At 70.0% G+C, this 26,138-nt stretch carries 29 protein-coding genes and 1 tRNA gene; 14 read left to right on the forward strand and 16 right to left on the reverse strand.

The window, feature by feature from the left end; translation table 11 throughout:
• Positions 1-14: 14 nt before the first annotated feature.
• Entirely contained in the window at positions 15-1,664 is a 1,650-nt protein-coding gene (locus GC203_RS02640) for a diguanylate cyclase (protein WP_293451049.1), read from the reverse strand.
• A 499-nt stretch (positions 1,665-2,163) separates the two neighbouring features.
• Here GC203_RS02640 and GC203_RS02645 point away from each other — a divergent pair, with 499 nt between their 5' ends.
• The 5 genes from GC203_RS02645 to GC203_RS02665 all read left to right on the forward strand — a co-directional run bounded on the left by GC203_RS02645 (position 2,164) and on the right by GC203_RS02665 (position 5,973).
• The gene (locus GC203_RS02645; RefSeq protein ID WP_293451051.1) at positions 2,164-2,388 is read left to right on the forward strand and encodes a hypothetical protein; all 225 of its coding nucleotides are present in this window, start codon (positions 2,164-2,166) and stop codon (positions 2,386-2,388) included.
• 200 nt (positions 2,389-2,588) lie between these two features.
• Positions 2,589-3,206, forward strand: a complete 618-nt coding sequence (locus GC203_RS02650) for a GntR family transcriptional regulator (RefSeq protein WP_293451053.1) — start codon at positions 2,589-2,591, stop codon at positions 3,204-3,206.
• Positions 3,207-3,308: 102 nt separating this feature from the next.
• Positions 3,309-3,431, forward strand: a complete 123-nt coding sequence (locus GC203_RS02655) for a hypothetical protein (RefSeq protein WP_293451055.1) — start codon at positions 3,309-3,311, stop codon at positions 3,429-3,431.
• A 51-nt stretch (positions 3,432-3,482) separates the two neighbouring features.
• Positions 3,483-4,148 carry a lasso peptide biosynthesis B2 protein gene (locus GC203_RS02660; protein ID WP_293451057.1) on the forward strand — a complete coding sequence of 222 codons (666 nt, stop codon included), beginning with the start codon at positions 3,483-3,485 and terminating at the stop codon, positions 4,146-4,148.
• A 1-nt stretch (position 4,149) separates the two neighbouring features.
• On the forward strand, positions 4,150-5,973 hold the full coding sequence (locus GC203_RS02665; RefSeq protein ID WP_293451059.1) for an asparagine synthase-related protein: 1,824 nt from the start codon (positions 4,150-4,152) through the stop codon (positions 5,971-5,973).
• Here the strand turns inward: GC203_RS02665 and GC203_RS02670 are convergent.
• Both GC203_RS02670 and GC203_RS02675 read right to left on the reverse strand, forming a co-directional pair.
• The gene (locus tag GC203_RS02670; protein WP_293451061.1) at positions 5,861-8,356 is read right to left on the reverse strand and encodes a prolyl oligopeptidase family serine peptidase; all 2,496 of its coding nucleotides are present in this window, start codon (positions 8,354-8,356) and stop codon (positions 5,861-5,863) included. The genes GC203_RS02665 and GC203_RS02670 overlap by 113 nt on opposite strands.
• 34 nt (positions 8,357-8,390) lie before the next feature.
• Positions 8,391-10,598 (reverse strand): TonB-dependent receptor, encoded by a 2,208-nt coding sequence (locus tag GC203_RS02675; protein ID WP_293451063.1) that lies wholly within the window; start codon positions 10,596-10,598, stop codon positions 8,391-8,393.
• Here GC203_RS02675 and GC203_RS02680 point away from each other — a divergent pair.
• The 8 genes from GC203_RS02680 (at position 10,588) to GC203_RS02715 (ending at position 16,595) form a co-directional block, all read left to right on the forward strand.
• Positions 10,588-11,181, forward strand: coding sequence for a type IV secretory system conjugative DNA transfer family protein (locus GC203_RS02680; RefSeq protein ID WP_293451065.1), 594 nt, complete (start codon positions 10,588-10,590; stop codon positions 11,179-11,181). The two genes, GC203_RS02675 and GC203_RS02680, sit on opposite strands and share 11 nt — an antisense overlap.
• Positions 11,174-11,650 (forward strand): hypothetical protein, encoded by a 477-nt coding sequence (locus GC203_RS02685; RefSeq protein WP_293451067.1) that lies wholly within the window; start codon positions 11,174-11,176, stop codon positions 11,648-11,650. The genes GC203_RS02680 and GC203_RS02685 overlap by 8 nt, the downstream gene beginning before the upstream one ends.
• Positions 11,647-12,597, forward strand: coding sequence for a P-type conjugative transfer ATPase TrbB (trbB, locus tag GC203_RS02690; RefSeq protein ID WP_293451069.1), 951 nt, complete (start codon positions 11,647-11,649; stop codon positions 12,595-12,597). Before GC203_RS02685 ends, trbB begins: the two co-directional genes overlap by 4 nt.
• An 89-nt stretch (positions 12,598-12,686) precedes the next feature.
• Complete coding sequence (locus tag GC203_RS02695; RefSeq protein ID WP_293451071.1) at positions 12,687-12,974, forward strand: DUF1778 domain-containing protein; 288 nt, start codon at positions 12,687-12,689, stop codon at positions 12,972-12,974.
• A complete protein-coding gene (locus GC203_RS02700; RefSeq protein WP_293451073.1) occupies positions 12,971-13,483 on the forward strand; it encodes a GNAT family N-acetyltransferase in 513 nt (170 codons plus the stop codon). Before GC203_RS02695 ends, GC203_RS02700 begins: the two co-directional genes overlap by 4 nt.
• A gap of 456 nt (positions 13,484-13,939) precedes the next feature.
• Positions 13,940-14,353 (forward strand): TrbC/VirB2 family protein, encoded by a 414-nt coding sequence (locus GC203_RS02705; protein WP_293451075.1) that lies wholly within the window; start codon positions 13,940-13,942, stop codon positions 14,351-14,353.
• Positions 14,346-14,732: an AlpA family phage regulatory protein gene (locus GC203_RS02710; protein ID WP_293451077.1), complete on the forward strand. Its 387-nt coding sequence runs from the start codon at positions 14,346-14,348 to the stop codon at positions 14,730-14,732. Before GC203_RS02705 ends, GC203_RS02710 begins: the two co-directional genes overlap by 8 nt.
• 618 nt (positions 14,733-15,350) lie before the next feature.
• Positions 15,351-16,595 (forward strand): DUF3363 domain-containing protein, encoded by a 1,245-nt coding sequence (locus GC203_RS02715; protein WP_293451079.1) that lies wholly within the window; start codon positions 15,351-15,353, stop codon positions 16,593-16,595.
• A 321-nt stretch (positions 16,596-16,916) separates the two neighbouring features.
• Here GC203_RS02715 and GC203_RS02720 read toward each other — a convergent pair whose 3' ends face one another.
• From GC203_RS02720 to GC203_RS02770, 11 genes are all read right to left on the reverse strand, one after another.
• Complete coding sequence (locus GC203_RS02720) at positions 16,917-17,489, reverse strand: class I SAM-dependent methyltransferase (protein WP_293451234.1); 573 nt, start codon at positions 17,487-17,489, stop codon at positions 16,917-16,919.
• A 323-nt stretch (positions 17,490-17,812) separates the two neighbouring features.
• Positions 17,813-17,889: transfer RNA gene (locus tag GC203_RS02725), tRNA-His, on the reverse strand.
• Between the two features lie 54 nt (positions 17,890-17,943).
• Positions 17,944-18,753: a LytTR family DNA-binding domain-containing protein gene (locus GC203_RS02730; RefSeq protein WP_293451081.1), complete on the reverse strand. Its 810-nt coding sequence runs from the start codon at positions 18,751-18,753 to the stop codon at positions 17,944-17,946.
• Positions 18,754-18,984: 231 nt separating this feature from the next.
• Positions 18,985-19,692, reverse strand: coding sequence for an energy transducer TonB (locus GC203_RS02735; RefSeq protein WP_293451083.1), 708 nt, complete (start codon positions 19,690-19,692; stop codon positions 18,985-18,987).
• Between the two features lie 10 nt (positions 19,693-19,702).
• Positions 19,703-20,140 (reverse strand): biopolymer transporter ExbD, encoded by a 438-nt coding sequence (locus tag GC203_RS02740; protein ID WP_293451085.1) that lies wholly within the window; start codon positions 20,138-20,140, stop codon positions 19,703-19,705.
• Positions 20,141-20,145: 5 nt separating this feature from the next.
• Positions 20,146-21,045: a MotA/TolQ/ExbB proton channel family protein gene (locus tag GC203_RS02745; RefSeq protein ID WP_293451087.1), complete on the reverse strand. Its 900-nt coding sequence runs from the start codon at positions 21,043-21,045 to the stop codon at positions 20,146-20,148.
• 764 nt (positions 21,046-21,809) lie between these two features.
• Complete coding sequence (locus GC203_RS02750; RefSeq protein WP_293451089.1) at positions 21,810-22,205, reverse strand: DUF1353 domain-containing protein; 396 nt, start codon at positions 22,203-22,205, stop codon at positions 21,810-21,812.
• A 72-nt stretch (positions 22,206-22,277) separates the two neighbouring features.
• The gene (locus GC203_RS02755) at positions 22,278-22,613 is read right to left on the reverse strand and encodes a hypothetical protein (protein WP_293451091.1); all 336 of its coding nucleotides are present in this window, start codon (positions 22,611-22,613) and stop codon (positions 22,278-22,280) included.
• Between the two features lie 72 nt (positions 22,614-22,685).
• Positions 22,686-22,844 carry a hypothetical protein gene (locus GC203_RS02760; RefSeq protein ID WP_293451093.1) on the reverse strand — a complete coding sequence of 53 codons (159 nt, stop codon included), beginning with the start codon at positions 22,842-22,844 and terminating at the stop codon, positions 22,686-22,688.
• A 232-nt stretch (positions 22,845-23,076) separates the two neighbouring features.
• Positions 23,077-23,535, reverse strand: a complete 459-nt coding sequence (locus tag GC203_RS02765) for a glycosyl hydrolase 108 family protein (RefSeq protein ID WP_293451095.1) — start codon at positions 23,533-23,535, stop codon at positions 23,077-23,079.
• Entirely contained in the window at positions 23,532-23,909 is a 378-nt protein-coding gene (locus GC203_RS02770) for a hypothetical protein (protein ID WP_293451097.1), read from the reverse strand. The genes GC203_RS02765 and GC203_RS02770 overlap by 4 nt, the downstream gene beginning before the upstream one ends.
• Positions 23,910-24,028: 119 nt before the next feature.
• On the opposite strand from GC203_RS02770, the gene GC203_RS02775 reads away from it, so the two are divergent.
• Positions 24,029-25,048: a class I SAM-dependent methyltransferase gene (locus GC203_RS02775; RefSeq protein ID WP_293451099.1), complete on the forward strand. Its 1,020-nt coding sequence runs from the start codon at positions 24,029-24,031 to the stop codon at positions 25,046-25,048.
• A 60-nt stretch (positions 25,049-25,108) separates the two neighbouring features.
• Here the strand turns inward: GC203_RS02775 and GC203_RS02780 are convergent, their stop codons facing one another.
• Positions 25,109-25,492, reverse strand: coding sequence for a hypothetical protein (locus GC203_RS02780; RefSeq protein ID WP_293451101.1), 384 nt, complete (start codon positions 25,490-25,492; stop codon positions 25,109-25,111).
• On the reverse strand, positions 25,461-25,757 hold the full coding sequence (locus GC203_RS02785; protein WP_293451103.1) for a hypothetical protein: 297 nt from the start codon (positions 25,755-25,757) through the stop codon (positions 25,461-25,463). Before GC203_RS02785 ends, GC203_RS02780 begins: the two co-directional genes overlap by 32 nt.
• Positions 25,758-26,138: the final 381 nt, after the last annotated feature.

The raw sequence follows: 26,138 nt of genomic DNA on the forward strand, positions 1-26,138 counted from the left end.
TCGGCTCGGAGCCTTCAAGCGGCCGAAATCTCCGTCGGCTGCGGGCCGGCGAGGACGGTGCGATCGCGCTCCTCGCCCTTGGCCCGCAATAGGGCCGCGTCCGCCCTTTGGATCAAGGAGGAGGCCGAGCCGCCGCCTGGGGCGTCGGCGACGCCGAGCGATAGGGTGATGCGCCCCAGAAGCCGCCCGTTGTGACTGAGGCGGGCTTCGCTCACGCGGCCGCGCACCGTCTCGGCCAGCTCGCGCGCCCGCGTCGCGTTCAAGCTCGGCAGCAGCAGGGTGAATTCCTCGCCCCCGAAGCGGTAGGCGGCGGCGAGCCCTTCGGTCGCCTCGGCCAGAATCTGGGCGACGTGCTGCATGACGACATCACCCGCGTCGTGGCCGAATTGGTCGTTGAACCGTTGGAAGTGGTCGATGTCGGCTATGATGCAGGCGACTTGGGTGTTCGACCGCAACGCGGCGAGCGCATGGTCGAGGCGACGACGGTTGAAGAGCCCAGTGAGGCCGTCCCTGTCGGCCAGATCCGCCAGACGCTGGCGCAGGCGAAGATTGGCGAGCGCCAGGGCGACGTGGTCGCACATGAGGTCGAGGAACGGATGGTCTGCGCCGGGCGCGCCGTCACGCCCCGCCGGCGTTTCGAAATAGAGCAGGACGATCGTCTCGCCCTGCGCGGTCAGTGGTGCGCAGTGTGTCGCGATATCGGCGAGGTCGGCGTGCGGACAGGGCACGCCGCCGCCATGCGCGCTTCGGCCGTGGCGGCGTCCGCGGCGCACGCCCCAGCGGGCGGTGGGCGGAAAGGCCTCGGACCCGCCGCGGGGTTCGCGCCACATCGCCACGGCGACGAGAATTTGGCCCGGTCCTTCGAGGACGTAAAGGCGGCCGGAGAGATCGGGGAACGCCTGCGGGGCGAAGCACGCCACGACGCCAGCGAGCTCATCGATGGCGCCGCAGGCCTGCAGCCGATGGGTCATCTGCAGGATGCAATGCTTGACCCGCTGGTCGGCGCGCCGCTCGGCCTCCAGCCGCTCGCGTTCCAGGCCGTTCTCGCGGAACACCCGAACCGCCTGGGTGATATCGCCGATCTCGTCGCGACGCCGGTCGGGCGGGACCTCGACTGCATAGTCCTGGCGCGCGAGCCGCAGGACGACGCCGGTCAAGCGGGCCAGCGGGCGCGACACCCGGCGGCGCAGGACGAAGTAGAGCACCGCCAGGAACACGAAGGCGGTGAGAGCCAGCATGATCTTGGCCACCGCGGCGGCGCAGTCGCTCTCCTGCTGGGCGGCGCGCATTTCGGCAAGAGTGCGCGCCGAGACCAACGCGCGGAAGTGATCGAGCCCGCCGACGACGGCCGCCAAGGCCCGCTTGTGGTCCGGTCCAAAAAACGCCTGCTGGGCCTGTTCGGCTTCGCCGTCCTGCGCCGCCGCCACGGCGCGCGCTTCGAGTTCGTCGAGTTCGCCGAGGTGGCGCTCGGCCTGGTCTATCGCCGTGCGTTCGGCGGCGGCTGGATCCATGCGCCGCACCTGCTTCAGCGTCCGGTCGCGCTGGCGCACGACACCCGCCTCGTGCATGAACGCCGCCAAATGGCGCGAGGCGCCGCTCATGGCGTAGAGGCGCGCGGTGTTGGTCAACGCGCTCGCACCCTGGGAGAGATCCTCCGCGGCCATGCCAAACGCCAGGTGCTGCTCGAGCGCCGCGCGTTCGTTGGCCGCAGCTTAGGCCGCCGCGAGGAACGCCCAAGCGGACAGGCCGGTGAGCAGCAGCGTCGCGGCATAGGCACGTTTGGTGATGGTGCTGATACGCATGGCGCGGAGGGTCGCGCCAGCGTCTTGAGGTTCCCTTACCGGGATACGCCCCGCACGTCTTGTCGCAAGGCGGCGCGTGGCTCGGCGGGCGCAGGCGCCGCACCGCCGGGGGACGCGTGTCGGTTCCCCTAAAAGGGGTCTGCGCCCGCGGCGCGGTGCGCCCGGAGCGGCAGGCCCAGCGCGGACCAAGCGGGCGACCCGACGTCAGGCATCTGAACCCCAGCGTCCTCTGCGGCGCACGGGGCATCTGTGATGTGCTTCGTGACATCGGCGACGGGGTTGGCGCCACACGATCGGTGACGCGACGGCGCCCCGCGGGTTCCACCTTGCGGTTCTGCGAACACCGCTCCATGGAGGGTCCATGGCGACATCGCTCGACCAGGCGCTGCTCTATTTCGTCGACCTGCGGCTGCGGGTCCGAGACTCGCCCCAGGCCCGCGCGATCGTCGACCGCTGCTTGGTCCTGCTCGCCCAGGCGCGCGACGCCGATCTGGCGACCTTCGCAGCGCTGGAGGCCGAGATCGACGCTCTGCGCCAAGAGCTCGAAGGGCGATGGGGTCCGAAGGCGCGCGTGAAGGTCCACTAGCCGTCTCAACCTGCGTTTTGAACAGGTTTGAAATGCAGATGTTCGAAAATCGACCCGTCAGCGGCAGGAATTCTTCCGCAAGGACCCGAGATTCGCGGTCCATCCCAAGGACAACTCAAAATCTTGAATATATCCAGCTTGCCATCCCAGATGCCGACGCCTTGACTGGCCGATCCAGGCCGGCAGTGCGGAGACCTCCGATGATGGCAGAGCGGCCGGAGCCGTTCCGGCAGGCGTTGATCGAGCTGCGAACGCGGCTGCGCGATGGCCGGCTGGCGCCGGGCGGACGGGTAACGGCCCGGGAGGTCGCCGACAGCCTGAAGCTCAGCGCCACGCCCGTGCGCGAAGCGCTCTCCCGGCTGGCCGGCGAAGGCGTGCTCGAAGAGCGCCGCGGCGCCGGCTACTATGTCGCCGAGCTCTCCGGCCCGGACATCGCGGCCCTCTACGCGATCAGCCAGCGCCTGCTCCTCCTCGCGGAGGAACTCGCTCGCGACGAGCGCCGCCTCATGGCGCCCGACCTGGACCTCGAGGCAGACCCCGTCCGCCAGGTGGACCGGCTGTTCCGGTCCTGGGCGGCGGCGTCGGGATCCCGCGTCGTCGCCGCGCAGTACCGGGGCGTCGCCACGCGGCTCGCCCCGGCCCGGCGCGCCGAGCCGCGTCTCCTGGACGACCTGACGCAGGAAGCCCGGACGTTGTTTCAGTTGGGGAACTCGAGCCGGGCGCGCGCGGCCGCGATCGATGCCTACCATCAGCGCCGCATCGCCCTCGCAGAAGCGCTGGCCCGACAGCTCGCGCCGCCCGGCGCGGAAGTTCTCTGATAATATATCAAAATATATTCCGATATAGTTTGAGTATATCGGAATCAGGTCCGAGTCTGGCCCCCGTCGTCGATCCGGCGACGTCTCGAACCGGAGGACGTGATGTCCAAGCACCTGTCGATCCCGGTCAGCCGCCTCATCTGCCTGGGCGGCGCCAAGGCCGTCACAAATGCCAACCTGATCGGCGATCAGGAAGGCGAGCCCGACAACGGTTTCGGCGAATAGGCCGCGGACCCCGCGCCTGGCCCACAGGCCGGGCGCGGGGCTTCGACTTTGATGACGCCCGCCTCCCCCTCGCCCTGGCGCCTCTGCGTCGATGTGAGCGCTGCCGACGTCGACGGCGACATCGTCTTCCTCGACGTGCGACACGACACCTATGTCTGCCTGCCCGGTGGCGCGGGCGACCTGGGCCTCAGGCCCGGGTCGCGCACCGTGGACGTCGCCAACGCGGACCTGGCCGCCGAACTTCGCGCGGCGGGCCTGATCGGCCGCCACGCCGACGCCCCGCCGCCACAGCCCTGCCCCGATCCGCCCCGCCAGAGCGCCCTGAAGGACGCCTATCCGCAGCCGGTTCCGATCGACGGAGTGGAGATGGTGTCCGCCCTCCTCGACCTGCGCCTGCACTACCATCGCCGGCCCTTCCACGACATAGTCGCCGCCGTGCGACGCGACCGCGCCGCGCCGCCCCGGGTCTCGGCCGCCCTTCTCGAGGCCGTGGATCAATTCCACCGGTGGAGCCCCTACCTGCCCGCGAGCGGCAAGTGCCTGCTGCGTTCCTTTGTGCTCGCCAGGATGCTTCGCCGACGCGGCCTGGACGCGCTCTGGGTGTTCGGCGTGCGCACCTGGCCCTTCCACGCCCACTGCTGGCTTCAATGCGAGGACCTGGCGCTGGACGAGCAGCCGGACCGCATCCGCGCCTATACGCCGATCCTGGCGGTCTGAGGTGCGGCGCGCCTATCTGGCCCTGATCTGGCCTCCGGGCGGCGCGGACGCCGCGCCCCACGCCGACGTCTGCACCGAGCAGATGGACGCCGCCCCCCAGTGGCGGCGCGCGGCGGACCTGCCGGGCCTGCGGCTGTGGGTCTCCCGGGACACGCCCCCGGACCTGCGTCGCCTGCCGCAGGAGGGGGGCCTGATTGTGGGGGCCGTCCATGACATGCCCGACGCCCTTGCCGACCCCGGGCGGGCCGAGGGTCGAGACGACCAGGAGGCGGCGCTGGGGGCGCGAGCCGTCGCGCTCAGCCGCCGCCACTGGGGCGCCTATGTCGCGATCCTGCGCGCCGGTCGCGGCGAGGCCGCGGTCTATCGCGACCCCGGCGGCGGCCTGGATTGCCTGACGTGGTCGCTGGGCGACGGCCTCGAGGTGGTAGCGTCGCAGATCTCGCCCTTGCCGCTCGCGGTCGGGCCGCGGCATCCCTTCCTCAACTGGGACCGGATCGCCGCGTTCCTGGCCCTGCCCTCGGCCTGCGCCGCCCTGTCGCTGTTCGACGAGGTCGTCGTCGTCGATCCTGGCGGCTTCCGGCCGCTGCAATCCGGCAGGTCAGCGACGACCCGGCTCGTTTGGAGCCCCACGCGCTTCGTCCACGACCCGATCGACGATGCGCCGGCCGCCGCGCGCGAGCTGGTGGCGCGGGTCGACGCCTGTACGCACGCCCTGGTCGGGGCCCACGAGCGGGTGCTTCTCGAACTGTCCGGCGGCCTGGACTCCTCGATCCTGGCGGGCAGCGTCGCGGCGACCGGCCTGGCCGGACGCGTGGCGGAAGGCGTCAATTTCACCTTCGGACGCCCGGAGTCGGACGAGACCGCCTACGCCCAGGCTGTCGCCGAGCGCCTGGGGGCGCCGCTGACCTGCCTGCGCCACACGCCGGCAAGCCTTGATGAGGCCAGCCTGGCCGAGCTCGCCGATGCGTTCCATCCCGCCGCCAACAGCGTCGATCCCGCGTGGGACCGGGACGAGATCGCCCGCCTGCGCGCCACCGGGGCGCGGGCCGTGGTCTCCGGCCAGGGCGGCGACGCGGTCTTCTTCCAGATGCCCGGCGCGGCGATCGCCGCCGACGCGGTGGCCCGCGACGGCTGGGGCGCGCTCGCCGCGCCCGTCGTGGCCGACGTGGCGCGACGCGCACGCACCTCGGTCTGGGCGGTGGCGCGCGAGGTATGGCGCCTGCGGCGCGGTGGTGGCACGGTGCCCGACGCCCGGTCCGCCCTGGTCGCGTCCGGGGTGCGCGACGCCGCGGCGGACCTCGCCCACAGCTGGGTGCGCCAGGCCCGGGTCGACGGCGTGTCGCCGGGCAAGCAGCTCCACATCCTCGCGGCGTCGATCTTCCACGGCAACCTCGGACCGCGGCGGCGGCGGCGCGAGGCCGATGTCGTCTACCCGCTATTCGCGCAGCCGGTGCTGGAGCACTGCCTGCGGATCCCCGCGCCGATCCTGGCGGGCGCCGCCTACGACCGGGCGTTCGCCCGCCGCGCCTTCGCCGACCGGATCCCCGACCTGGTCCGGCGGCGGCGGGCCAAGGGGCTGGTGACGGTCTATTTCGCCCGGCTGATCGCCAACAGCGTGGGTCTGTTGCGCCCTTACCTGCTGGACGGCGTGCTCTGCGACGCCGGCGTGCTGGACCGGGCCGCGGTGGAGTCGGCGTTGGATCCCGCCCAGCTCATCTGGACGGCGCGACCGCCGGACATCCTGTGGGCGACGGCGATGGAGGCCTGGGTGCGGTACTGGCAGACCCGGGTCCCGGATTCGCGGCAGGCCCCGCGTCGGATGTGAGGGTCGGACCCAACTGGTCGTCGAGGAAGGCGAAGGTTCGGGCGTAGACGTCGCGCACGTCCCCCGGCGAGACCGGCGCGTGCATCGCCGCCCAGTAGACCAGCAGGAGCGCGTCCTTTCCCTGGCGGTAGAGGGCCGAGTACATGGCTTCCGACTGGGCGAGCGGGAGCCCGTCCTGGGCGCCGTGGATCAGCAGCAGGGGCGTCTCGATCCGGTCGGCGGCGTAGAGGGGGCTGTTGCGCACATAGCGGTCCGGGGCCTTCCACGGCGGGGCGTGGAACTCCGGCTGGGTCTCTTCGACCACGCCGGTGTGCCAGTTGCTCCAGTAGGCCGCCTCGGCGTCGAGCTGCAGGTGCGCCGGCAGGGACGCCCAGTAGGCCGTGAAGTCGCTGATGCCGTCGATCGACACCGCCGCCTTGAAGCACGGGGTCTGGGTGATCGCCTCCATCACCGTGTAGCCGCCGAAGCTGAAGCCCATCAGCGCCATCCGGTCCGGATCGAGCCGTCCGGCGAGCGCGGGGGTGTCCAGCGCCGCGCGCACGACGTCCAGGATGCGGTCGGCGAGGCCCGCCGCCGGTTCGGTCATGCCCCCGGGCGGATTGGGGAGGCTCGGGACCAGGACCGCATAGCCGCGCCCCGTCAGCACCCGCAGGTTCAGGAGGAAGTCCGGCCGCCCGACCGGATCGCGCGGCGGCTGCGGATAGGCCGAGCCGAGATAGGGCCGCACGATCAGCGGCGCAGGGCCCGCCCCCTGTGGCAGGAACACCCAGCTCGTCAGCGGCCGGCCCGCCGGTCCCGCATGCCGCACCGCCACGACCCGCGGCGTCTCGCGCCCTTCCCAGCCGGCGTTCACCCGCGCGACCGCCACCGCTCCGGCCCCATCGACGCGCGACAGCGTCTCGACGCCCGCGGCGTCGACGGCGCGGCGCACCGCCACGCCCTCCAGGTTCGCGTCGGCCCAGGCGCCGTCGCCGGCCGGGATCGGCAGCCGCACCTGGCGGCCGGACGCGTCCATGCCCACCAATGCGGGGCCGCCCTCCGCCCCGGCCGCCACGACCCAGAGCGCCGGCGGCGGGGCGTGGCGCAGCCGGGTTCCCGACCCGAACCGCCCGTCCGCCGGCGCGGCCGGCGCGACCGCGTCGAGGCGCCGCGTGCGGCGGCCGTCGGGGCCGACCCGCCAGAGCGCCCCGCCCGCCACGACGTTCAGCGCGTCGCGACCGGCCAGCCGCGCGGACCGGTCGGGCGGCGGCAATCCCGCGGTAAGGTTGTGCAGGCCGGCGCCGGAAACGCGCCACCAGTCGTCGCGCCCGCCCCCCGGGCGTCGCCCGAAGACCAGCGGGTCCTCGCCCATCCAGGCCGTCCAGACGGCCACGGGGTTGAGATCGAGATGCGGCCGCAGCCCGTCGGGCGCCTCGGCGACCGCATTGCGCGCCGCGTCCACAATCATCAGGCGCCCATCGGTCCACAGCCTGTCGGGACCCCGGGCGTAGACCAGCAGCCGCCGCCCGCTCGGCGACCAGGACAGCAGGTCCGGCGAGACGTCGCATGACGGACAGGGCGTGGCCCGCGTCCCGGACCGCAGGTCCAGGATCGACAGCTGCGTCGCTTCGGTCTCCGACCCCGCCGCGCCCCGCACCGGGCCGTCGCCGCGCGGCTGCAGGTCGGGACCCGAGGCCAGCAGGGCGACCCGGCGCCGGTCGGGCGACAGCTCGAGGTCGAAGAAGGCGCCTTCGGCCAGCACCCTGGCGTCCCCCGTCTCGGCGTCCAGGATCGTCAGCCGGTCCGGCTGGCGGCGGACCCGGACGGGGGCGTAGGCCCCGCTGCCGTATGCCGTGCGCGCGACCCCGCCCCGCGCCGACGCCGCCCAGCGCGGCGGCAACCGCTCGGCGAAGACCCAGCCCTGGCGCACGACCCGGGGCGGCCGGCCGTCCGGCCGCGCCAACACCAGCAGGCGCCGGTCGTCCAGCCACTGCAGCGCGCGCCCGCGCCCGGGGTCCTCCGGCGCGATCGGCGACCAGCGCACCGTCCCGGCGGGCAGGGACACGATCCCCAGCCGCCACGTGTGGCCCGTGAGACGAAACACCGCCAACCGCGCGCCGGAGGGCGAGAAGCCGCCGACCAGCACCCCGCGGGGATCGTCGGCCAGCAGCGCCCGCGCGCCCGCCGGGGCGCGCGCATCGGCGATCCGCAACCGCCCGAGCGTCAGGCTTGTGCCCTGACCCGCATCGAACCGATCCGCCGAGGCATAGGCGTCGCGCTGCTCGAAGACCAGCCAGCGGCCGGTCGGATCGAGCACCGCCGCGCCCAGCGACGCCTGGGCCAGCAGATCCTCCACGGTGAACGGTCGGGCCAGCGCCGGCGCCGACAGGCACGCGAGCGCCATCGCGAGGCGGAGAGCCAGGACGCGCATCGCGACGTCACCAGGCGCGCGTCAGCTGCAGCGAGACGAAGCGGCCGATCGGATCGCCCTGGGCCCCGTCGTAACCGATGCCGAGGGTGTTGTCGTAGAAGGGCGGATCGCGATCGAACAGGTTGCGGACGTTGAGCAGCAGGGCGACGCCCTGGAGGGGCCCCTGCCGAGGCCCGGCCCAGCGGGCCTGCAGATCGAAGGTCGGCTGGTCGCCGATGCGCACGCCCAGGGCGTCGCGATAGGCGACGGTGTAGTTGAACGCCGCGCCGAGCGTCAGCGGCCCCCGCGTCCAGTCGGCCGTGACCCGGCTGCGGAAGCGGACCGGGAAGTTCATGGTGTTAACGCGCTCGACCACGGGCGAGGTCGGCGTCAGCCGCTGCTTGTAGGTCGCCATGTAGCTCGCCTCGGCGCCCAGGCGGACGTCGTCCTGTCCAAGCGCAAAGCGATAGGCGGCCGAGACATCGATCCCACGCACCCGCAGGCTGGCGGTGTTGACGTAGCGGTTGTCGACGATCGCGCCATAGGCCTCGGCCGGATAGGTCCCGGCGAGACCGCTGACATACGGACTGGCGAGGAGGCCCTGGATCAAGGCCAGGTCCGCCGCCGAGGTTCCGGGCGAGATACGGGTGACGAAGCTCGACAGGGTCGGGTCCTGCAGGGCGTTGGCGAGGTTGGCGCTGACCGCCTGGCCGATGCGGTTGCGGAACCGCACGTCGAAGGCCGTGGCGCTCAGGCTGAGGCCCGGGACGCCGCGGGGCCGGAGGTCGAAGCCCAGGGTCCAGGACCTGGCGGTCTCCGGCTCGAGGTCCGGGTTGCCGCCGGAGAGCGTCAGGGTGACCACCCGCCCGCCTCCGTAGGCCAGCAGGCCCGGCGTGTAGGATTCCGGATCGGCCACCTCGCGCAGGTTCGGCGCGCGGAAGGCGCGGCCGTAGGTGGCGCGCAGGTTCAGGCCATCCGCCGGCGACCACAGGACGCCGACCTTGGGATTGGCGGTCGTGCCGAAGGACTCGTAGTGCTCGACGCGTCCGCTCAGCGAGACCTCCAGCCGGGCCAGGCCCGGCCGGGCGTTCCCCGGCCCGACGATCGGGACCTGGAGCTCGCCGAACGCGGCGCCGACCGTGCGGCTCAGGTCGAGGTGCGAGATTTCCATCGGCGCGGCGGTCACATAGACCGTGTTGCGCCGCTGGAAGGCCTCGCGGCGCGCCTGCACGCCCAGCGCCAGCTTCACCGCGCCCCCCGGTAGCGACAGGAGCGGCCCGTCCGCCTGCAGGTTCGCCGAGGTGACCCGGTCGCGGCCGCGGGCGAAGGCGAAGCCCGAGCCGATATAGCCGCCAAGCGCCGCATTGGCGCCCGGAAGGCCGCTGAACGGATTGAAGTAGCCGTCGGCGGCGGGGCTGTAGGCGGTCGCCGGATTGTCGGGCGTGTTGCCCAGTGCCTCGTTGAGGATGATCGAATTGAGGATGCCGCCGCCACGCGCCTCCTCGATCCCCTGGGCGAACGCCGCGTAGCCCTGCGCGCGCCAGCCGCGCCCCAGCCGCGCGTCCGCGCCGATCGAGAGCGCCAGCGTCTCCGCCGTCCCGTAGGCGAGCGGCGTGGGCAGGTCGTTGGCGAACGAATAGGCGATGCGGTTCGACGCCGCCCCGTTTGGCGAGACGAAATAGGGATTGCCGCGCCCGACGGTGAGCGTGCCGGTCGGCGCCGGCTGGCGGTTGCGGTAACGCCTCTGGCTGAAGCGGGCGTCGGCGGTGAGCTCGAGCCGCGCCCCGACCGCCTGGTGGGCGGCCAGGTAGACCGAGTTCAGGGTCTGCTTGGGCAGGATGTCCACCCCCTGCCGCTGGTTCTGGAAGTTGACCGCGCCCGCGGCGAAGTCGCCCGGCGACAGGTGCGTCCCATCCTGCCCGCCAGGGATCGCGAACCCCGGAGTCAGCGCTCCGGTCGTCGGGTCGGTGACCAGCACATTGCCGGGAAAGGCCTGGGGGATGCGCTGGTCGCTGCCGCCGAGCGCGCGCAGGTCCGCGTCGGCAGCGTAGGACCGCGCGCTGGACGGCAGGTTCTCCCGCCGCCGCAGCTCGTAGGAGAGGATGAAACCGCCCCCCGGCCACCGGCGGCCGAGCGTCTGGGACAACTGGACTTCGGCGGGCTCGCCGGCCGTCCCGACGCCGCCCAGGAGGCGCGTCTCCGCCCCGTCGAAGTCGCGACGCAGGATGATGTTCACGACCCCGGCCACCGCGTCGGAGCCGTACGGCCCCCACAACACCATCCTCGACAACTGCCACGTCTACACCGCGTTCTCGGCGCTGGACCCGATGACCCAGGACAAGGTCTCTCGCCTCACCGGCACGGTGCTGGAGACCCGCGCCAGCCGCAGCGGCCCGGCCGGCCTGGCGGCCGGCCGCCGCTCGGTCTCCCACGCCGAGGTCGAGCGTCCGCTGCTCGAGCCCGGCGAGATCCGCGCGATGCCCGACGACGTCCAGCTGACCTTCGTCGCCGGCGGCAGGCCGCTGCGCACCCGCAAGGTCCGCTACGACCGGCGCGAGCCGTTCCGCAGCCGCGCGAGGATCGTCCCCCCCGACGCGGAGGCTCGTCCCGACACCCCCGGCACCCCGCCTCATCCCTGGGCGGGCCGCCGCGCCCTGGGCGAGGACCGCAACGCCAAGCTGCCGCTGTTCAAGGAGACCGGCGCGGCGATCGACGAGAAGAAGGCCGCCCAGGTCGCCGAGGCCTACCAGCGGCTCGCGGAGGACTACGCCGCCCAGGCCGCCGTCCTCGATCACCTGCAAGGAAGCCGCCATGGCTAGGAAGACCGTCCCCACCGTCCGCGTCCAGGTCTACCTCAACGATCCGCGGATCATCGGCGGCCTCAACCGCGAAGCGCGAACCGCCCGCGTGCCCCTGAGCCAGGCGGCCGGCCGCGCCATCGCCCGGGGCCTGCAGCGCAGTCTGCCCGCCGACCCCGACGACCGGTTGTTGCGGCTGGAGCGGGCGCTGCGCGACCACATGCGCGTCATGTCCCGCGACATGCAGATCATCCAGGAGCTGCAGCTGGAGAATGCGCGCGCCCTCTTCCTGCGCCTGCCCGACGCCATCGAGGACGAAAATCCCGTGCTGGTCGCCGCCGTCGAGCATCGCCTCGAGCGGCTGCTGGACGCCGCGGCCGCCCGCATCGTGGCCGGCGGCACGACGCCGCGCGACCGCGACCCCGATCCTGATCGTCCCGAGGAGCGCGCGCCGGAGCCCCGCAGCTTCCAGGCGTCCGGCCGGCGATGAGCGAGGCCCTGCTGGCGGCGCGCAAGCTGGAGGCGCTGCGCCACGCCCTGGGCGAGGCCGTGCTCGCCGCGCTCGCCGACCCGGCCGTGGTCGAGGTGATGGCCAACCCCGACGGCCGCCTGGTGATCGACCGTCTGGCCGCCGGACGCGCGGCGTGTGGCGCAAGCCTGAGCCCTATGGCCCGCGAGCGGGTGATCCGCCTGGTGGCCGACCACCTCGGCGAGCCGGCCACGCGCGAGGCGCCGCGGATCAGCGCGGCCCTGCCGAGCGGCGAGCGTTTCCAGGGCCTGCTGCCGCCCCTGGTGGCCGCACCGGCCTTCTCCATCCGCAAGCGCCCGGCCATGGTCTGGACCCTGGACGACTATGTGGACCAGGGGGTGCTGTCCCCCCATCAGGCCGCGATCCTGCGCGCGGCGGTGGCGTCCCGGACCAACCTCCTGATCTGCGGCGGCACGAGTTCGGGCAAGACGACGCTCGCCAACGCCCTCCTGGCCGAGCCGGCCTTCGCGGAGGAACGGGTGTTCCTGATCGAGGACACGCCGGAGCTGCAGTGTGTCGCCTGGGACCTGGTGGCGACCACGACGCGGCGCCATCCCGCGCCGGTCGGGGTGGTCGACCTGGTGCGCGACGCGCTGCGCATGCGCCCCGACCGGATCGTGATCGGCGAGATGCGCGACGGCGCCGCCGCGCTGGAGACGCTCAAGGCGTGGAACACCGGCCACCCCGGCGGCCTGTCCACCCTGCACGCCAATTCCGCGGCGGAGGCGCCGTTGCGCCTGGAGGATCTCCTCGCCGAGGTCACGACCCGCGCGCCGCGGCGCCTCATCGCGCAGGCGGTGGACCTCGTCGTCCACATCCGTCGCGACCGCGACGGGCGGCGTGTGGAGCGGATCGCGGCCCTTGGCGCCGCCGGGGCCCGATCATACGCGCTCACGGACCTCGCATGATCGGCGCCGACCCGTCCATCGGCTCGTCACGGCCTTGCATTGTCCGGTAAATTACCGTACGTGCAGAGATGCAGATTGAAGGCGCGCCCATGTCGTCCGAACCCAACCGCACCGCGCGCCTGGAGGCGCGCATCGCGCCCGACGCCCTGATGATCGTCAAGCGCGCCGCCGAGATCCAGGGCCGCAGCGTCAGCGATTTCGTGGTCGCCGCCGCCCAGGAAGCGGCCAGCCGCACCATCGAGGCGGCGCAGATGATCCGCCTGTCGGTCGAAGACCAGCGCGCCTTCGCCGAGGCGATCCTCAATCCCCCGGCGCCGGAGGCGGCCCTGAGCCGCGCCGCCAAGGCCCACCGAACGCTCATCAAGATCGCGGAGTGACCCAGAGGTTCCGGATCGAGGCCCTGGTGCCGACACCGGCGCGCGCGGACTTCTCCTGCGGCGTGGCGCCCCTGGACCGCTACCTTCGGGAACAGGCGACCCAGGACATCAAGCGACGGGTCGCCAACTGCTTCGTGGCGCTGGCCGACGACGGCGCGATCGCCGGCTACTACACGCTCGCCGCCACGAGCCTGCCGCTAACCGATCTGCCAGCCGAAGACGCCCGGCGGTTGCCCCGCTACCCTCTCCTGCCCGCCGCCCTGATCGGACGCCTCGCCATCGACCGGCGCTTCCAGGGGCGCCGCTTGGGCGGCGCCCTGGTCATGGACGCCGCCGCACGCGCCGGGCGCAGCGACCCGGCGGTCTATGCGCTGCTCGTGGAGGCGAAGGACGAGGCCGCGGCCGGCTTCTACGAACACCTCCAGTTCCGACGCTTCGCAAGCCGGCCGATGACCCTCTTCCTGCCGCTGGCGACCGCGCTGCAAGCGCTGGACCGGGCGAAGGACTGAACACAAGGCGCGGTCGCCCAACCGGCGCGACGGGGTCCCGCCGCTCCCCTTCCGCCCCCGATCCTGACGCGCCATGCCTGCCGCGCCGAGACCGCCTCAACCGACCTCGCCCAGGGATCGATGGGCGGATCGGGCGGGTCCGACGCCATCGGCCTCCGCCTGCAGGCCGCCTCGAAGCCCACCTGGAACGCGAGCCGCCCCGGGCGCCGACGCCACAACCGGCATGGGCCGCCCCCTATAACCGTGGCGGCGACGGGGCGACGGCGCATCCTTCGTGTCTTCCCTGAGACGATCGGCGAGTTGCAACAACTCGCAAGCAACTCGCCATGACGTGTCCAGCAACTCGCAAACAACTCTACTCACAATAATCAACAACCACCGTTGACAACCTGTGGTTAAATTGTCTTGAAATGGATTCGACCGCGATGCGTCGCGATGAAATCCAGAGAAACGTCCATGCGACCGACACTTTCGCGCGGCCTCGTCGCCGCCACGACGACCTGCGCCCTGACGGCGGCCGCCCCCGCCTTCGCCGGCGGCTCCGGCATGCCGTGGGAAGGCCCCTTGCAGCAGGTCGTGGAATCGATCACCGGCCCCGTCGTCCAGGCCGCCGCCGTGGTGGCCGTGGTGATCTTCGGCGCCGCCATCGCCATGAGCGAGAGCGGCGGCGCCATGCGCCGCGGCCTCGGCATCCTCTTCGGACTTTCCATCGCCTTCGCCGCCTCGAGCTTCTTCCTCGACTTCTTCGGCTACCCTCGCGCCGCCCTCCGCGCCTGGGCCGAGAGCCAGACGACCGGCCTGCGCCGATCCGCCCGCGAGCCCGCCACGGCCAGGACGTGTCCGCCGTCGATGGAGCCGCGCCATGACTGACCCCAAGGCCGCGGACCACGAACCGCCCCGGGATCGCCTGCTGGCCTGGAAGCAGGTGAAGGCGCTGACCGGCCTCAGCCGCACGACGGTGTGGCGCCGCCAACGGGCCGGGGACTTCCCCCTGCCACTGGTGATCTCGCCGGGACGCATCGGCTGGCGCGAGAGCGAGGTCGAGGCCTGGGTCCGCTCGCGCCGCCAGCGCGGCGCGGCGAGCCCGGACCCGCCCGCCCCCGCTCCGCCCGCGGCCCTGCCGCGCCCGGTGGATTCACCCCCGTTCGCCCGCCCGCCGTCGTCGCCCAAGCCGCGGCGGCCGAACCATCCAGCCGGGCGGACGTCCCGGCGACGGGGGGCCGCCAATCAGATCCACTTCGAGTTCTAGGTGGGGCGGACAGTCCGAGCGCGGGGCCGACGGGGGCGTCGCAGGTGGAGACGGCGGTGAAAAGGGGTGTTCCGATGTCCGCGCCCCTCTCAGCGCCGCAAGTCCTTGCGCCGAGGCCCCGAGCGAGAGGTCGCGCAGCGCGCGGCTTCGTACTTCTGGGCGGACATGACCGCCTTCGATCCCGAAATCGCCGACTTCGCCGCACGTCTCCAGGCCGGATAGGCGCGCCCAGAATATGGCTGCGAATGGACGGCGAGACGCCGATCCGCTCGCTGGTCATGTGGGTGGGTGGGTCAGTCTCTTCCGGTGGACTCCATCGAACTTCTCGCGTCAAGCGTGTATCCTCAGAACTAAGCGCCGCTACCTCGGAGAATCAAGTGAGTGGGCGACGTCATAATTTCGTGAACACTGAACACCGATCATTCAGCAACTTGTTTCACGCTGTTTCAGATCAGGGTCGCACCTTCGAATAGGCGAAGATGGCAAGATGAGGGAAGATGATGTGGTGGCTGGATTGCGGTAATCTATCAGCATCTTGGCGAAGCCGTGGCCGCAGTATGTGAGTTGAGCTAAGTCGGGCGTCGGCCGCCCCGGCTTGTCCCCTTCGAGGTTGGATCAATGTCGGTTCGCACATCGATCGACGCCCGGCTCTCCGAGGTGAGGATCGGCGACGGGCGTGCCGGCGCCGTAAGGCTTCCCTGGTGGTTGAAGGCAGATAGAGCCGGCGCGCGGATCGGGATCCTGCGGCGGCTGTCGGCCTCGCGCACCTTTGCGCTGGGCGCCCGCTCAGGCGCCCTGAAGTCGGCCCAGTCGAGGTCGGGGCGGACCTTCCGCTTGGACCTCCGCCAAAGGGTGGTGGTGAAGGCTTTGGTATCGCGGCACATCGGACGCGGCGGCGCCCGCGCCGCGGCCCTCGCGCAGCACGTTGTCTATCTTGGCCGAAGCGGGGCCGGCGCCGAGGGCGCACGGCCGATGTTCTTCGATCGGACGCAGGACGGGATCGATGCGAAAGCGGCGACGAGCGTATGGGCCGATGACCGTCATCACTTCCGTTTCATCATCTCGCCGGAGCACGGCGAGCGGATTGCGGATCTGAGGGGGTATGTGCGCGAGGTGATGGGGCGGATCTCGGTCGATCTTGGCGAACCCGGGCTCGCGTGGATCGCGACATGCCATTTCGACACCGACCAGCCGCATGCCCATGTTCTCGTACGCGGGCGCCGATCCTCCGGTCGCGACCTCGTCATTCCGCGGCTCTACGTTTCCTATGGGTTCAGGGGCCGCGCCCAGGAGGTCGCCCGGGAACGGCTCGGCGACCTCTCCCGCCCGGATGCGGAACGCCGCATCTGGCGGGAGACGGAGGCCGATCGTCTGACGGCGCTCGATCGGCGGCTGATCGCTGCCGCGGACAGCGAACGCATGGTGGACGACGGAGTCGGGGCGAGCGACGCCTGGTCCGCCTTGACGCGTGGCCGGCTACGGCACCTGGAGCGCCTCGGCCTCGCGCAACGGATCGGGTCCCGGTTTCGGTTGGCGGGCGATCTTGAGGACCAACTCCGAGCCTTGCAGTTGCGCAAGGACGTCATCCGCACCCTCAATCAGCGGCGCTTTGCGGGTGTGAGGACTATCAAGGAGTTCGAATCAAGCCGACTCGCCGGTCGCGTGATTCGCGCGGGCTCGCACGACGAGCTGGGGGCGACGCCCTACGTCATTATCGCGGATGCGAGGGGGACGGAGTACTACGCACGGCTGAAGCCCGGCGCCGAACTGCCGTCAAAGGCCGAGACGGTGCAGTTGGTCCAAGGCGAGCGCGGCGCACAGCTGATTCATAAGGTCGCTCGTCAAACGGGGCTCGAGCGATAGACACGCCAAGCTGGGCGCTCGTCCCCTTGGGGGGATGGGTACCTAAGGGACCTATTCGGGGCAGGTCGCCCGATATTGGCGCGGTTGATGGAACGGGCGCCGGTACGGGATTGCCAAATCTGGCCGCGTGTCGGCCGTCTACGTCCTTGCCAGGATGATGGCCTCGGAACTGGACGGACGCAGTCCGTCCGCTCGACTCTAGAAATAGCGGTCGGCGAGCTGCCGAGCCGTGACCTGGTCGACGAATCTGAAGGCCGACCTCAGAGCCATCTCGCCAAGTTCCTCTGGCGCAAAGAAGCTGATGAACGGCGTGCCGGCGGCTCAGGCGCACTGCTCGGTCGCCGCGCGCATGGCCTTTTCTTCGGGTTCGACGAGGGTTAGCGGCAACAGAAAGGTGACGACGAAGGACGACCCGGCCGCCAGCGCCGCCACCCGATCGAGCGTAGTCTCCACGGCCGCACGGGTGAGGTACATGACCACGCCGGTCGACACGACGACCGCCGGCCGGGCCGGATCGAAGCCGGCGTCGATCAGGCGGCCCCACCAGTCGCCCTCGAAGTCCACCGGAACGAAGAGAAGACCGTCGGGCGCGCTCAGCCCCAATTCGGCGAAGCGCTGGCGCCTCCAGGCCTGTGGCTCCGGCTGGTCGAGCTCGAAGACGCGAAGCCGCCCGGCCATCTCCGGGCGCCGCTGGGCGAAACTGTCCAGCCCCGCGCCCAGGATCACGTACTGGCCGACCCCCAACTCGGCCTGTTCGCACACGAGGTCCTCGATGAAGCGGGCGCGTGCGACGATCGAGGCGCGCACGCGCGCGGTCTGCGCCGGCTCCATGTCGGGCCGCCCCTGCCAGCCGTCCTGCGGCGCGGCGAGCCGAAGTCCGACATCGTCGGCCAGGACGTGCGGCGGCGGATCGGTCTACAGATGCAGCGCCCGCCGCAGGGCCACACGGACGGCGGTGCTGTCGGGTTGAGGGTCGTGCAGGGTCCTCTCGCCTCCGGCGGTGGGGCCAGCTGGCGCCAGCCCGTCGAGCGTCGTCCAGTACCGTCGTCAGGCCGATCGGATCCGGCTTTCGGACGCCGCGGCGGCCCGCGTCGCGCGGCTTCGGGAACAGGGCTGAAAACGTCGAGCGCAAAACGGACTGCAAAAAAGATGCAAAAAAACGCCGTTCGGAACGAAAAAGGACCGGGCTGAACCCCGGTCCTTTCAAGGTTCTGCGATGGTACCGCCCTCCCGGATCGAACGGGAGACCTCCAGAGCCACAATCTGGCGCTCTAACCAACTGAGCTAGGGCGGCGCATCGCGAGCGCACGGTTCTAGTCGCGGGACACGGCCCGATCAAGCCGCCGCTTCAGGGTTCGAGCAAAGGTTGGCGATAGCGGCGCGATCCGGCCAGTTCACGGCCGTCGGCGAAGCGCACGACATAGTCACCGGAGGGCTTGGATTCGACCTGGGCTATGGCGTCCCGTCGGACCAGCCGGGACCGGTGGATCCGCACGAAGCCGGCGGCCTTGAGCTGGCGCTCCATCTCGGTGAGGGAGGCGCGGTGGAGCAGCGGCGACGGGCCGCGATGCAGCTCGACATAGTTTCCCGCCGCCTCGACCCACAGAACCTCGGTGGGCGGCACGAAGTAGCGCCGCGCACCGTCGCGCACCTCTATAGCCGTTTCGGTCGGCGGCGGCTGCGCCGGCGGCGCAGCGAGGCGAAGCCAGCCCACATAGACGGCCGTGACGATGACGTAGGTCAGTAGGTCTTTCCGCAGCTCGTAGGGGAAGTCGAGCAGTGGCCACAGCGGGGAGTAGTCGGCCCCAACCAACGAATAGGCCGCCCATCGCAAGGTCCCCATCGCCGCCACATGGATGGCCGAAAACGCCAGGGCGCCCATCGCGTGTGCGGGAACGACCCGCCACCAGGGGGCCTGGAAGGGACGCGCCCAACGCGCCAGCGCCATGACCGGAGGCGCAAGCGCCACGAGCGCCAGGCAACTGGACGCCTCCCAGACCAGCGGCTCCCAGAATGCGATCGGCCGGCCGCCGGCGGCCCGATCGTGGATCACGCTGAACGTATCCACCAGGGCCACCGCGACGCCGATCATGGCGATCAACAGGATGAAAAGACTGTCGCGTCGCTCGACAAGGCGCAGTCCGGGCAAGGCCTTCATTCGGTTGTTCCGACCGTCGGGTTCAAAGCCGCTCGCCTCGGCGGGCGGCGGACGTTTGGCCTGCGCCCGACTCGCACTGGGGTAGCCTCCGCCATCGGCTTCCGCAGTAGTTGTAGGGGGCCTTCCCCGCCAACGGGAAGGGCGTTTGGGCCGCCCCGCGCGCCTGCGAACAAAGAAAAACCCCGGCCGCGGAAGCGGCCGGGGTCTCAAGCCATCGACTGGCGGGTCAGCTTACTTCGGCAGGCTGAAGCGGATCGGGATCCGCACCTGGCCGCCGCTGACGGGCTGACCGTCCTTGGTTTGCGGCCGCATCTTGAAGAGGCGGGTCATCCGCATGGCGGCGTCGCCGAAGCCCATGTTTTCCGGGTCTTCGTTGCCGACCGAGCAGTTCTCCAGCGTGCCCTTCGCGGTCACCGTGCAGCTCAGCGTCACCCGGCCCTCGACTTCCATCCGCTGCGCCCGGTCGGGGTAGTAGCGGTTGATGTCGTCGCCGGAGGGCAGACGCATCCAGTCGGGGTTGGTGATGACCGACGGGCGCGGCGGCTCAGGCGGCGGCGCGGCCGGCGGCTTCGGCTCCTCGATCCGGCGCTCGACCGGCGGAACCGGCAGCGGCGGGATGCTGGGAACGTCGGGCACGGCGACCGGCGGACGCGGCTGCAGCTTCGGCGGCGGCGGCGGCGGAGTGTTCGGCGGCGGCGGCGGCGGCGGAGGCGGCGGAGGCGGCGGCGGAACGGGCTTGATAAGCGCCACGTCCGTCACTTCGTCCGAGTACTCCTTGTACTTGGGTTCGAACTTCGACTTCCAGAGGTACAGCCCCAGCAGACCGTGCAGCACGAGCACGAGGATCAAGCCGATGATGAACCCCGGGCGCGCGTGCGGCTTGGGATCATCGAACGGATTGTGCCGGATGATGGCGTGATCAGGCGATGTCTCAGACATGGGTCACCACCTATTCACTCTTGTCTTCACCGACGAGAGCCACGCTGTAGAACCCGTTGTCCTGCAGCATGTTCATCACGCCCATGAAGTCACCGTACATGACCTCCTTGTCGGCCCGGATGAAGATGCGCTCCTTCTCAGGGTTGCGCTTGTCGCCCAACGCCTTGCGGAGATCGTCGCCCAGGTCCGGCAAGTCGGTGCGGAAGTCCCCGATGAACAGGTTTCCGCCCGGCTGGATCGAAATGTAGACCGGTTTCGGAGGGTTTACGCCAGGAGGAGCGACCGCGGGCGGCAGCTCGACCTTGACGTTCACGCTCGCCAGCGGCGCGGCCACCATGAAGATGATCAGCAGAACCAGCATCACGTCCACGAACGGTGTGACGTTGATCTCGGAGTTCTGCGATTCCTCGTAGCGTCCGCCCCCTCCGCTAGAGAGTTTGGCGGCCATCTAGATTACGCCCCCTTGTCGAGCTGACGGGAGATCGCGTTCATGAGCTCGGCGACGAACCCTTCCGACCGCGCGCCGTAAGCGGAGATGCGCGTCTGGAAGTAGTTGTAGAAGATAACCGAGGGGATGGCGGCGAAGAGGCCGAGACCGGTGGCCAGAAGCGCTTCGGCGATGCCGGGCGCCACGACGGCCAGGTTGGTCGTGTTGGTGTTCGCGATCCCGATGAACGAGTTCATGATCCCGTAGACGGTGCCGAACAGACCGATGAACGGACCGTTGGAGCCCACCGACGCGAGATACTGCATCCCGCCCGAGAGGCGACGGGCGAGGGCCGCCTGAACGGCGCTCACGGCGTGCTGGGCGCGGTCGATCGTGGTGTCGCGGTGCTCGCCGGTGATCTGCAGACCCGCTTGACGCGAGAGCTCGATCTCCTGGGCGGCGGCCGCGGCCATGTCGGCCAGCGGGTTGCCGTCGTATTCCTCGGACAGCGCGATCCGGCTCATGTCGCTGATCGACTTGGCGCCGCGGAAGCTTTCCACGAAGCCATCCGACACGCGGTTCAGCGCGCGGAACTCGAGCAGCTTGGTGATCAGGATGGTCCAGCTGAGGATCGAGGCCACCACCAGGCCGATCATGATCACCTTCACGACGATGTTGGCGTCGGCGAACATGGTGCCGACGTTCAGCTTGCCGGCGTTCTTGATGGTGGGCGGAGCCTCGTCGGCCGGCGCGGCCTCAGGAGCAGCGGCGGCTTCAGGCGCCGGGGCAGCCGCGTCGGCGGCGGGGGCGGCCGCGTCGGCCGCCGGCGGAGCAGCGGCGTCCTGAGCGAACGCCGGCGCGCTCATGCTCAGCGCCACGGCGCCGAGAAGAGCGGAGAAAGTGAGCTTCAGTTTGTTGTCGAGCATCTGTCGCCAGTTCCTGGTTGGTCTAGCACGATTGGCCGGAGGGTCGTCGCGCGAGAGCGTCTCCACCCTAGTTGAAACATCCTCGGCGACCCAGCCCGCCGAGACGGTCCGGAACTCCAGAGGCGCTGTCGCTGCGCCCGACCCGGAACGCGGAACCCCAACTCTTCGCAGGGATAGGCGCTTCAAAGGGCGGACGGCCTTGAACTCCCGAGATGGGAACCCAAAGTCTTACCGCTTTTTTAGACGAGCGGCCCGGACCCTTTGGCAACCCCTTGTCGAGGCGTCAAGGGGCAGAAGCTTCCCCTCAGCCGTCAAATTATTGACGCATGGGGCCGGTTTGTGCGCTGCACACGCATCAAGCGCCATGCGCCCGTCGTTTCACCACCTGATGACACTCCCGCGATGCTGCAGCGCAGCAATCGACAGATCGTGGATCGGTGAGATCGGCATGGGGAGGGATGGTGCCTGGGGGCGGATTCGAACCACCGCCACGCGGATTTTCAAGCGGCGCGTTCCCCCATGCGATACAAGGCCTTGCAGTTTTCGACTTGGAAAGCGCCGCGAGATCACCCCTCGGGGCAATCATCGGCGGGAAAACGACAAAGCCCCCGGCGGGGGTCCGCCGAAGGCCAAGTCTTCCGATGGGATCGGGGGATGGACGACCCCGCCGGGAATGCGTCAGCCGGGGGCCAGGACCGCCGCCAAGGCGGCGCAGAGCGCCAAGGTGATGGCGTAGAAGCCGACCACCACGAGATCGAACTTGATCACGTCCCGAACGCCCGGCCTCCGCCGGCGCGCACGCCCTGCCAGATGATCCTGGCCTGGTGCTCCGGAATCCCGGTCGCGATCATCGCCTCATAGAAGATCGCGTCGCACTCTTCGCGCGTGTACCAGCCATAGATGCCCCAGGTGATGTAGAGGTAGTCGTGAAGGGCGGCCGCCTTCACAAACGGCCCCGAGGGCGCGAGCAGCCAGCGGAACGCCGGCGGAATCGACGCCAGGTCTGTGACGCCCGGCGCGACCGCTCTCCGCTCGGCGATGAGCCTGAGGTCATCGTCGGACAGGCCGGCCGGATTGAAGGCCGGAACGGTGATGAGTTTCCCGCTACCGATCCATCCGAACTCCCACACGAGCGGCAAGGTCCCATAGAACAACGCCAACCCGTCGCGGGAGACGGCCTGAACCCGTGGAATACTCCAACAAGCCAAGACTCAGCTGGTTGGTGAACTGGCTCACTTGGGCGGCGCAGTGTACTCCTCGAGCGCCGCCTTCACCGCGGCGTCGACCGCCGGCGCCATGGCTTCCCGGATCATCTTCTGGAGATCCGGCGTGGAGACCGGGGCCGCCACAGGGCTGGGACAGCTGCGCTCGAGGTAGACGTTCAGGTTGTTGCCGCCCAGGCCGCCCAGGTTTCCGGAAACGCGGTCGGTGTGGCCGCAGTTGGGATCGCTGGCGATCTCCTTGACGGCTCCGACCAGGTCGGTTCCGCCCTGGCCAGAACCGAGCGTGTTGCACGCGCCGAGGCTGGCCATCGCGACGCAAGCCGCGAGGCTGAGAATAGTCTTCATGGGGGGTGTCCTTGAAGGGGCCGCGCGGGATCGGCCGCGCGGCCTATTGAGATTGCGCCGAACGACCTTCGGTCAGGCGCCAGTCGAGACGCCGTGGCGGATGAAAGCGCCGAGGACGGCGGTTTCGACCAACTGGCCGGCTTGAGCCGCGTCGATCGAGTGGTTGAGGTAGGCGAACACCGCGTAGCCGATGGCCACGACCGCGGCGAAATAGGTCTTCTTGCCGTTCATGACGGTTCGCTTCTTATGCTGGCGTGCGCATGGCCGCCCGGGCGAGCGCCAGCGCTCCACGGGGACGGAAACCGGGCCTGGAAGGCGTGTCGGAAGATCAGGTCAGCGCGCCGATCCGGCCGAGGATCCAGCCGGCCAAGTTCCGCTCCTGATCGTTGTTCGGACCGCCGCGGCGCGCGATGGCCTTGTAGGCGGCATACTGGTCCCCGTTCAGGCACCGCAGGAGGTAATCTTAGGCCATCAGGACGCCGCGGCGCTGGAAGAGCGCTTGGAGCGCGCGGATGGTAGCCGGGCCGATGTCTCCGTCTTCGGTGATGTCGGCCCACCAGGTCCCTTGTTGATTTTCGAGGTTCAGCGCTTCCTGGAGCCACCTCGATGGACGCTCAGGCCCCATGTTGACGCCGGTGTCGATGTACTCCTCGGCCACGCGGGGAGAGATGGCGGCGACCCGGTCGAATCCAGGCTTGCTGTAGTATTCGGCCCGATAGATCCGGTCGGCCTCAGCCTCCGTGAAATCCCGGACTTCGTCGGCGGTCGCGTCGCGGCCCAGCCTGCGCCATTTGCCCAGGGTTTCGGCCGTGATCCCGAACTTCGTCGGGCCGCCGCGATCAGCCGGCCGATTGGTGAACGCTGCGCCCCCTTCCCGGCCCTTGAGCTTCGGCAGGAAGCGCGCGTCGAAAACGTCGATCATAGGACGCCTCCAAGGTGCTTGAGGAGGTCAGACAGATCTCCGAACGAAAGGTTGGAAACCCTCTGGACGATGACGAATCCAGCGATCAGCAGCCACGGACGGGCGCCTCGCCACCACTTGCAGAGTCCATCCAGGCGCGGCCCCGCGCTCCCGAATGTCTTGACCGCCTGAGCGAACTCCTTGGGATTCACCTGCGCCACCATGTCCGACAGCGACTTGGCCGCCATGAGCGCCGGAAGCGATTCCTCCCACGCCTTTTCGGCGAATTGCCTCAAGGCCTGCACCTCCGCCTCGAGTTCTCGCGTCGCCTGCGCGTGCTCGCTGGCCGGTTCGCTTGGGCGATGATGAGTGCGCGCAGACGCGGGTGGAGACATGAACAGGGCTCCTTCGGACCGAAGTTGTGGATGCTTCACTCGCGCGCCGCGTGTGGTCGCTTGACACTCGCAAACGGCGGCGCCGAAGTTCGCGCCTCGGTTTGGTGGGGAGGCTTTAGTTGCCCAACGATCAGCAAGCCGCAGCGACGGCGGAACCGATCCCCCACGTCGTTCCTGACGGCCTGACTTCTATTCGCTGCGCCGGTTGCGGCCTGGGCGGTCCACACGCCCGCCTGCTGATCCCTGGCGATCCGAAGCCGCAGCGCGAGGTCTTCCCCTACGCCTACTGCGAAGCCTGCGAGACACTGACCTTCGCCAACGCCGGGTTCGATCCGTCGCACTACTACAAGGCCGACTACTATTCCCACGCCGCCGCACGTCCGCGAGGACCGAAAGCCTTCGCCAAAACCGTGCGCAACTGGCTGACGCTGTTCGGAACCGAGGGCCTGTCCAACGCTGTTCGCGCCAGGTCCGAACACCCCGTCCTACCGACACTGCGCCCGATCATCTCCGGAGATATCGGCCGCAAGATCGACGAGCGGGCCAGATGGCTCGACATCGGCTGCGGGACCGGCGCTGTCCTGCTGCACGACCTCCGCGACCTCGGGTTTCGAGACCTGACCGGCGCCGACCCCTTCATGCACGCCGAAACCCGCGCCCATGGCTTCTGGCTTCTCAAGTCCGATGGCATCGACCTCGGCGAGAGGTTTGACGTGGTGATGATGCATCACTCGCTTGAGCACGTCCCCGATCCGGCCGCGACCCTCCAGCAGCTGCACGACATCCTGGCCCCTGATGGCGTCCTGCTGGTCCGCATCCCGCTCTGCGGCTCGGAGCCCTGGCGGCGTCATGGCGGCGAATGGGGCAACCTCGACGCGCCGCGGCATCTCACCCTGTGGAGCGCTCGGGGCTTCCAACTGGCCGCCGAACGCGCCGGCTGGAACCTTCGCAGGACCATCTTCGACGCCAAGGGCCGCAGCCTGTGGGCCGGTGAGGCCCGGCTACTGGGCGCCAGCGAGCACACCGAAGACGTACGCGGTCGCTTCACGCCGGACCAACTCGCCGCCTTCGCCGCCGAGATCGACACTCAGAACACCAACGGCACGTCCGACAGCGCGGCGTTCTTCCTCACGCACTAGGCGGCCAGCTTCCGGGTGCCGTTCAGGTTGACGCCACCGATCGACTGCCCGCCACCGAGATCAAGACGACCGATCAAGGTGGATTTCGTGCGAGTTGGTGATGTTGAAGCGGTTGACCGGCGCGCTCACGTTATCGACGCCGCCGCTGGTATCGAGGTTGATCAGACGCAGGAACGAGCTGTTGTTGCCGATCCGATAACTCAGCAGTGCGGACGGGTGCGCGGCGTCGGCATCCTTGACCTCGACCCAGTTTGTGAACGGGAAGTTGGATAGGCCAAGACCGTTCGTACCCCGGCGGATACCTCTGGTGAGCAGGATCGCGTTGCCGCCGCGAGCTTCGAAGCTCGCGACGCTCCCGCCGGTCAGCCAGAATGACGGGGCGTTGTCGTTGGAGCCGCGCCAACTCCCCAAACTACATGCCCCGGAAGTTATCACCAGCGTCAAGGTCGCCGTGTCCGACCCATAGGCGGGCTGTGATCGTGAAGGAGATCATCGTTCCGTTGGCCAGCGTCTCAAGCCCGGACGTACCCGCGCCGAGCGTCGTCGGAACGGGAACCCAGGCGTTCGTTGTGAAGGCGCCACGCCCGGGATCGCCGACGGCCGGAATGTTCGTCTGAGGCAGGCCGGCCCCGTTGATCCCTTGGAAGAACGTGCCGTTGGAGGACGCAGCTGAGATGTCGTACTCGTCTGGCGTGCCGGCGACGAGCATGAGATCACTCAGCCATGTCCCCCTTGGAGCGCTTTGGTGAGCGCCCCGAATGGCATTGTCACGTCTTGCAATACAGGCGCGCGTGCTCCGCTGTCGCGGCGCATCCGCATCCGCGACCCTTCGGCCCAAGCAGGCAGGGGGAACGCGGCGACGCCGGCCAGGAACGCCAGGACGCCGCGACGCGACGGCATCTGCTCTACATCAGGATATGGATACTGCTCCTTTACCTGCCGCATCAGCGCCTCAGCGCGGGCTCGAACTGCTTTATCTGACCCGCGACGCTTGCTTGGCAGATTAGCTAAGGGTCGCCACCGCCTAGCGGCGTCGGCAATAGTTCTAAGGTGAGGACGGGTGCAGCCGCCCTTAAATAGTTCGCTCTTC

This window comes from Phenylobacterium sp., from assembly GCF_016124325.1.
GTDB lineage: Bacteria > Pseudomonadota > Alphaproteobacteria > Caulobacterales > Caulobacteraceae > Phenylobacterium.

Excerpts from the sequence above, each read along its gene's own strand:
- GC203_RS02640 (WP_293451049.1), bottom strand. The coding sequence starts at position 1,664 with ATGGCCGCGGAGGATCTCTCCCAGGGTGCGAGCGCGTTGACCAACACC.
- GC203_RS02645 (WP_293451051.1), top strand. The coding sequence starts at position 2,164 with ATGGCGACATCGCTCGACCAGGCGCTGCTCTATTTCGTCGACCTGCGG.
- GC203_RS02650 (WP_293451053.1), top strand. The coding sequence starts at position 2,589 with ATGATGGCAGAGCGGCCGGAGCCGTTCCGGCAGGCGTTGATCGAGCTG.
- GC203_RS02655 (WP_293451055.1), top strand. The coding sequence starts at position 3,309 with ATGTCCAAGCACCTGTCGATCCCGGTCAGCCGCCTCATCTGCCTGGGC.
- GC203_RS02660 (WP_293451057.1), top strand. The coding sequence starts at position 3,483 with ATGACGCCCGCCTCCCCCTCGCCCTGGCGCCTCTGCGTCGATGTGAGC.
- GC203_RS02670 (WP_293451061.1), bottom strand. The coding sequence starts at position 8,356 with ATGGCGCTCGCGTGCCTGTCGGCGCCGGCGCTGGCCCGACCGTTCACC.
- GC203_RS02680 (WP_293451065.1), top strand. The coding sequence starts at position 10,588 with ATGATGTTCACGACCCCGGCCACCGCGTCGGAGCCGTACGGCCCCCAC.
- GC203_RS02685 (WP_293451067.1), top strand. The coding sequence starts at position 11,174 with ATGGCTAGGAAGACCGTCCCCACCGTCCGCGTCCAGGTCTACCTCAAC.
- trbB (WP_293451069.1), top strand. The coding sequence starts at position 11,647 with ATGAGCGAGGCCCTGCTGGCGGCGCGCAAGCTGGAGGCGCTGCGCCAC.
- GC203_RS02695 (WP_293451071.1), top strand. The coding sequence starts at position 12,687 with ATGTCGTCCGAACCCAACCGCACCGCGCGCCTGGAGGCGCGCATCGCG.
- GC203_RS02705 (WP_293451075.1), top strand. The coding sequence starts at position 13,940 with ATGCGACCGACACTTTCGCGCGGCCTCGTCGCCGCCACGACGACCTGC.
- GC203_RS02710 (WP_293451077.1), top strand. The coding sequence starts at position 14,346 with ATGACTGACCCCAAGGCCGCGGACCACGAACCGCCCCGGGATCGCCTG.
- GC203_RS02715 (WP_293451079.1), top strand. The coding sequence starts at position 15,351 with ATGTCGGTTCGCACATCGATCGACGCCCGGCTCTCCGAGGTGAGGATC.
- GC203_RS02730 (WP_293451081.1), bottom strand. The coding sequence starts at position 18,753 with ATGAAGGCCTTGCCCGGACTGCGCCTTGTCGAGCGACGCGACAGTCTT.
- GC203_RS02735 (WP_293451083.1), bottom strand. The coding sequence starts at position 19,692 with ATGTCTGAGACATCGCCTGATCACGCCATCATCCGGCACAATCCGTTC.
- GC203_RS02740 (WP_293451085.1), bottom strand. The coding sequence starts at position 20,140 with ATGGCCGCCAAACTCTCTAGCGGAGGGGGCGGACGCTACGAGGAATCG.
- GC203_RS02745 (WP_293451087.1), bottom strand. The coding sequence starts at position 21,045 with ATGCTCGACAACAAACTGAAGCTCACTTTCTCCGCTCTTCTCGGCGCC.
- GC203_RS02755 (WP_293451091.1), bottom strand. The coding sequence starts at position 22,613 with ATGAAGACTATTCTCAGCCTCGCGGCTTGCGTCGCGATGGCCAGCCTC.
- GC203_RS02760 (WP_293451093.1), bottom strand. The coding sequence starts at position 22,844 with ATGAACGGCAAGAAGACCTATTTCGCCGCGGTCGTGGCCATCGGCTAC.
- GC203_RS02765 (WP_293451095.1), bottom strand. The coding sequence starts at position 23,535 with ATGATCGACGTTTTCGACGCGCGCTTCCTGCCGAAGCTCAAGGGCCGG.
- GC203_RS02770 (WP_293451097.1), bottom strand. The coding sequence starts at position 23,909 with ATGTCTCCACCCGCGTCTGCGCGCACTCATCATCGCCCAAGCGAACCG.
- GC203_RS02785 (WP_293451103.1), bottom strand. The coding sequence starts at position 25,757 with ATGCTCGTCGCCGGCACGCCAGACGAGTACGACATCTCAGCTGCGTCC.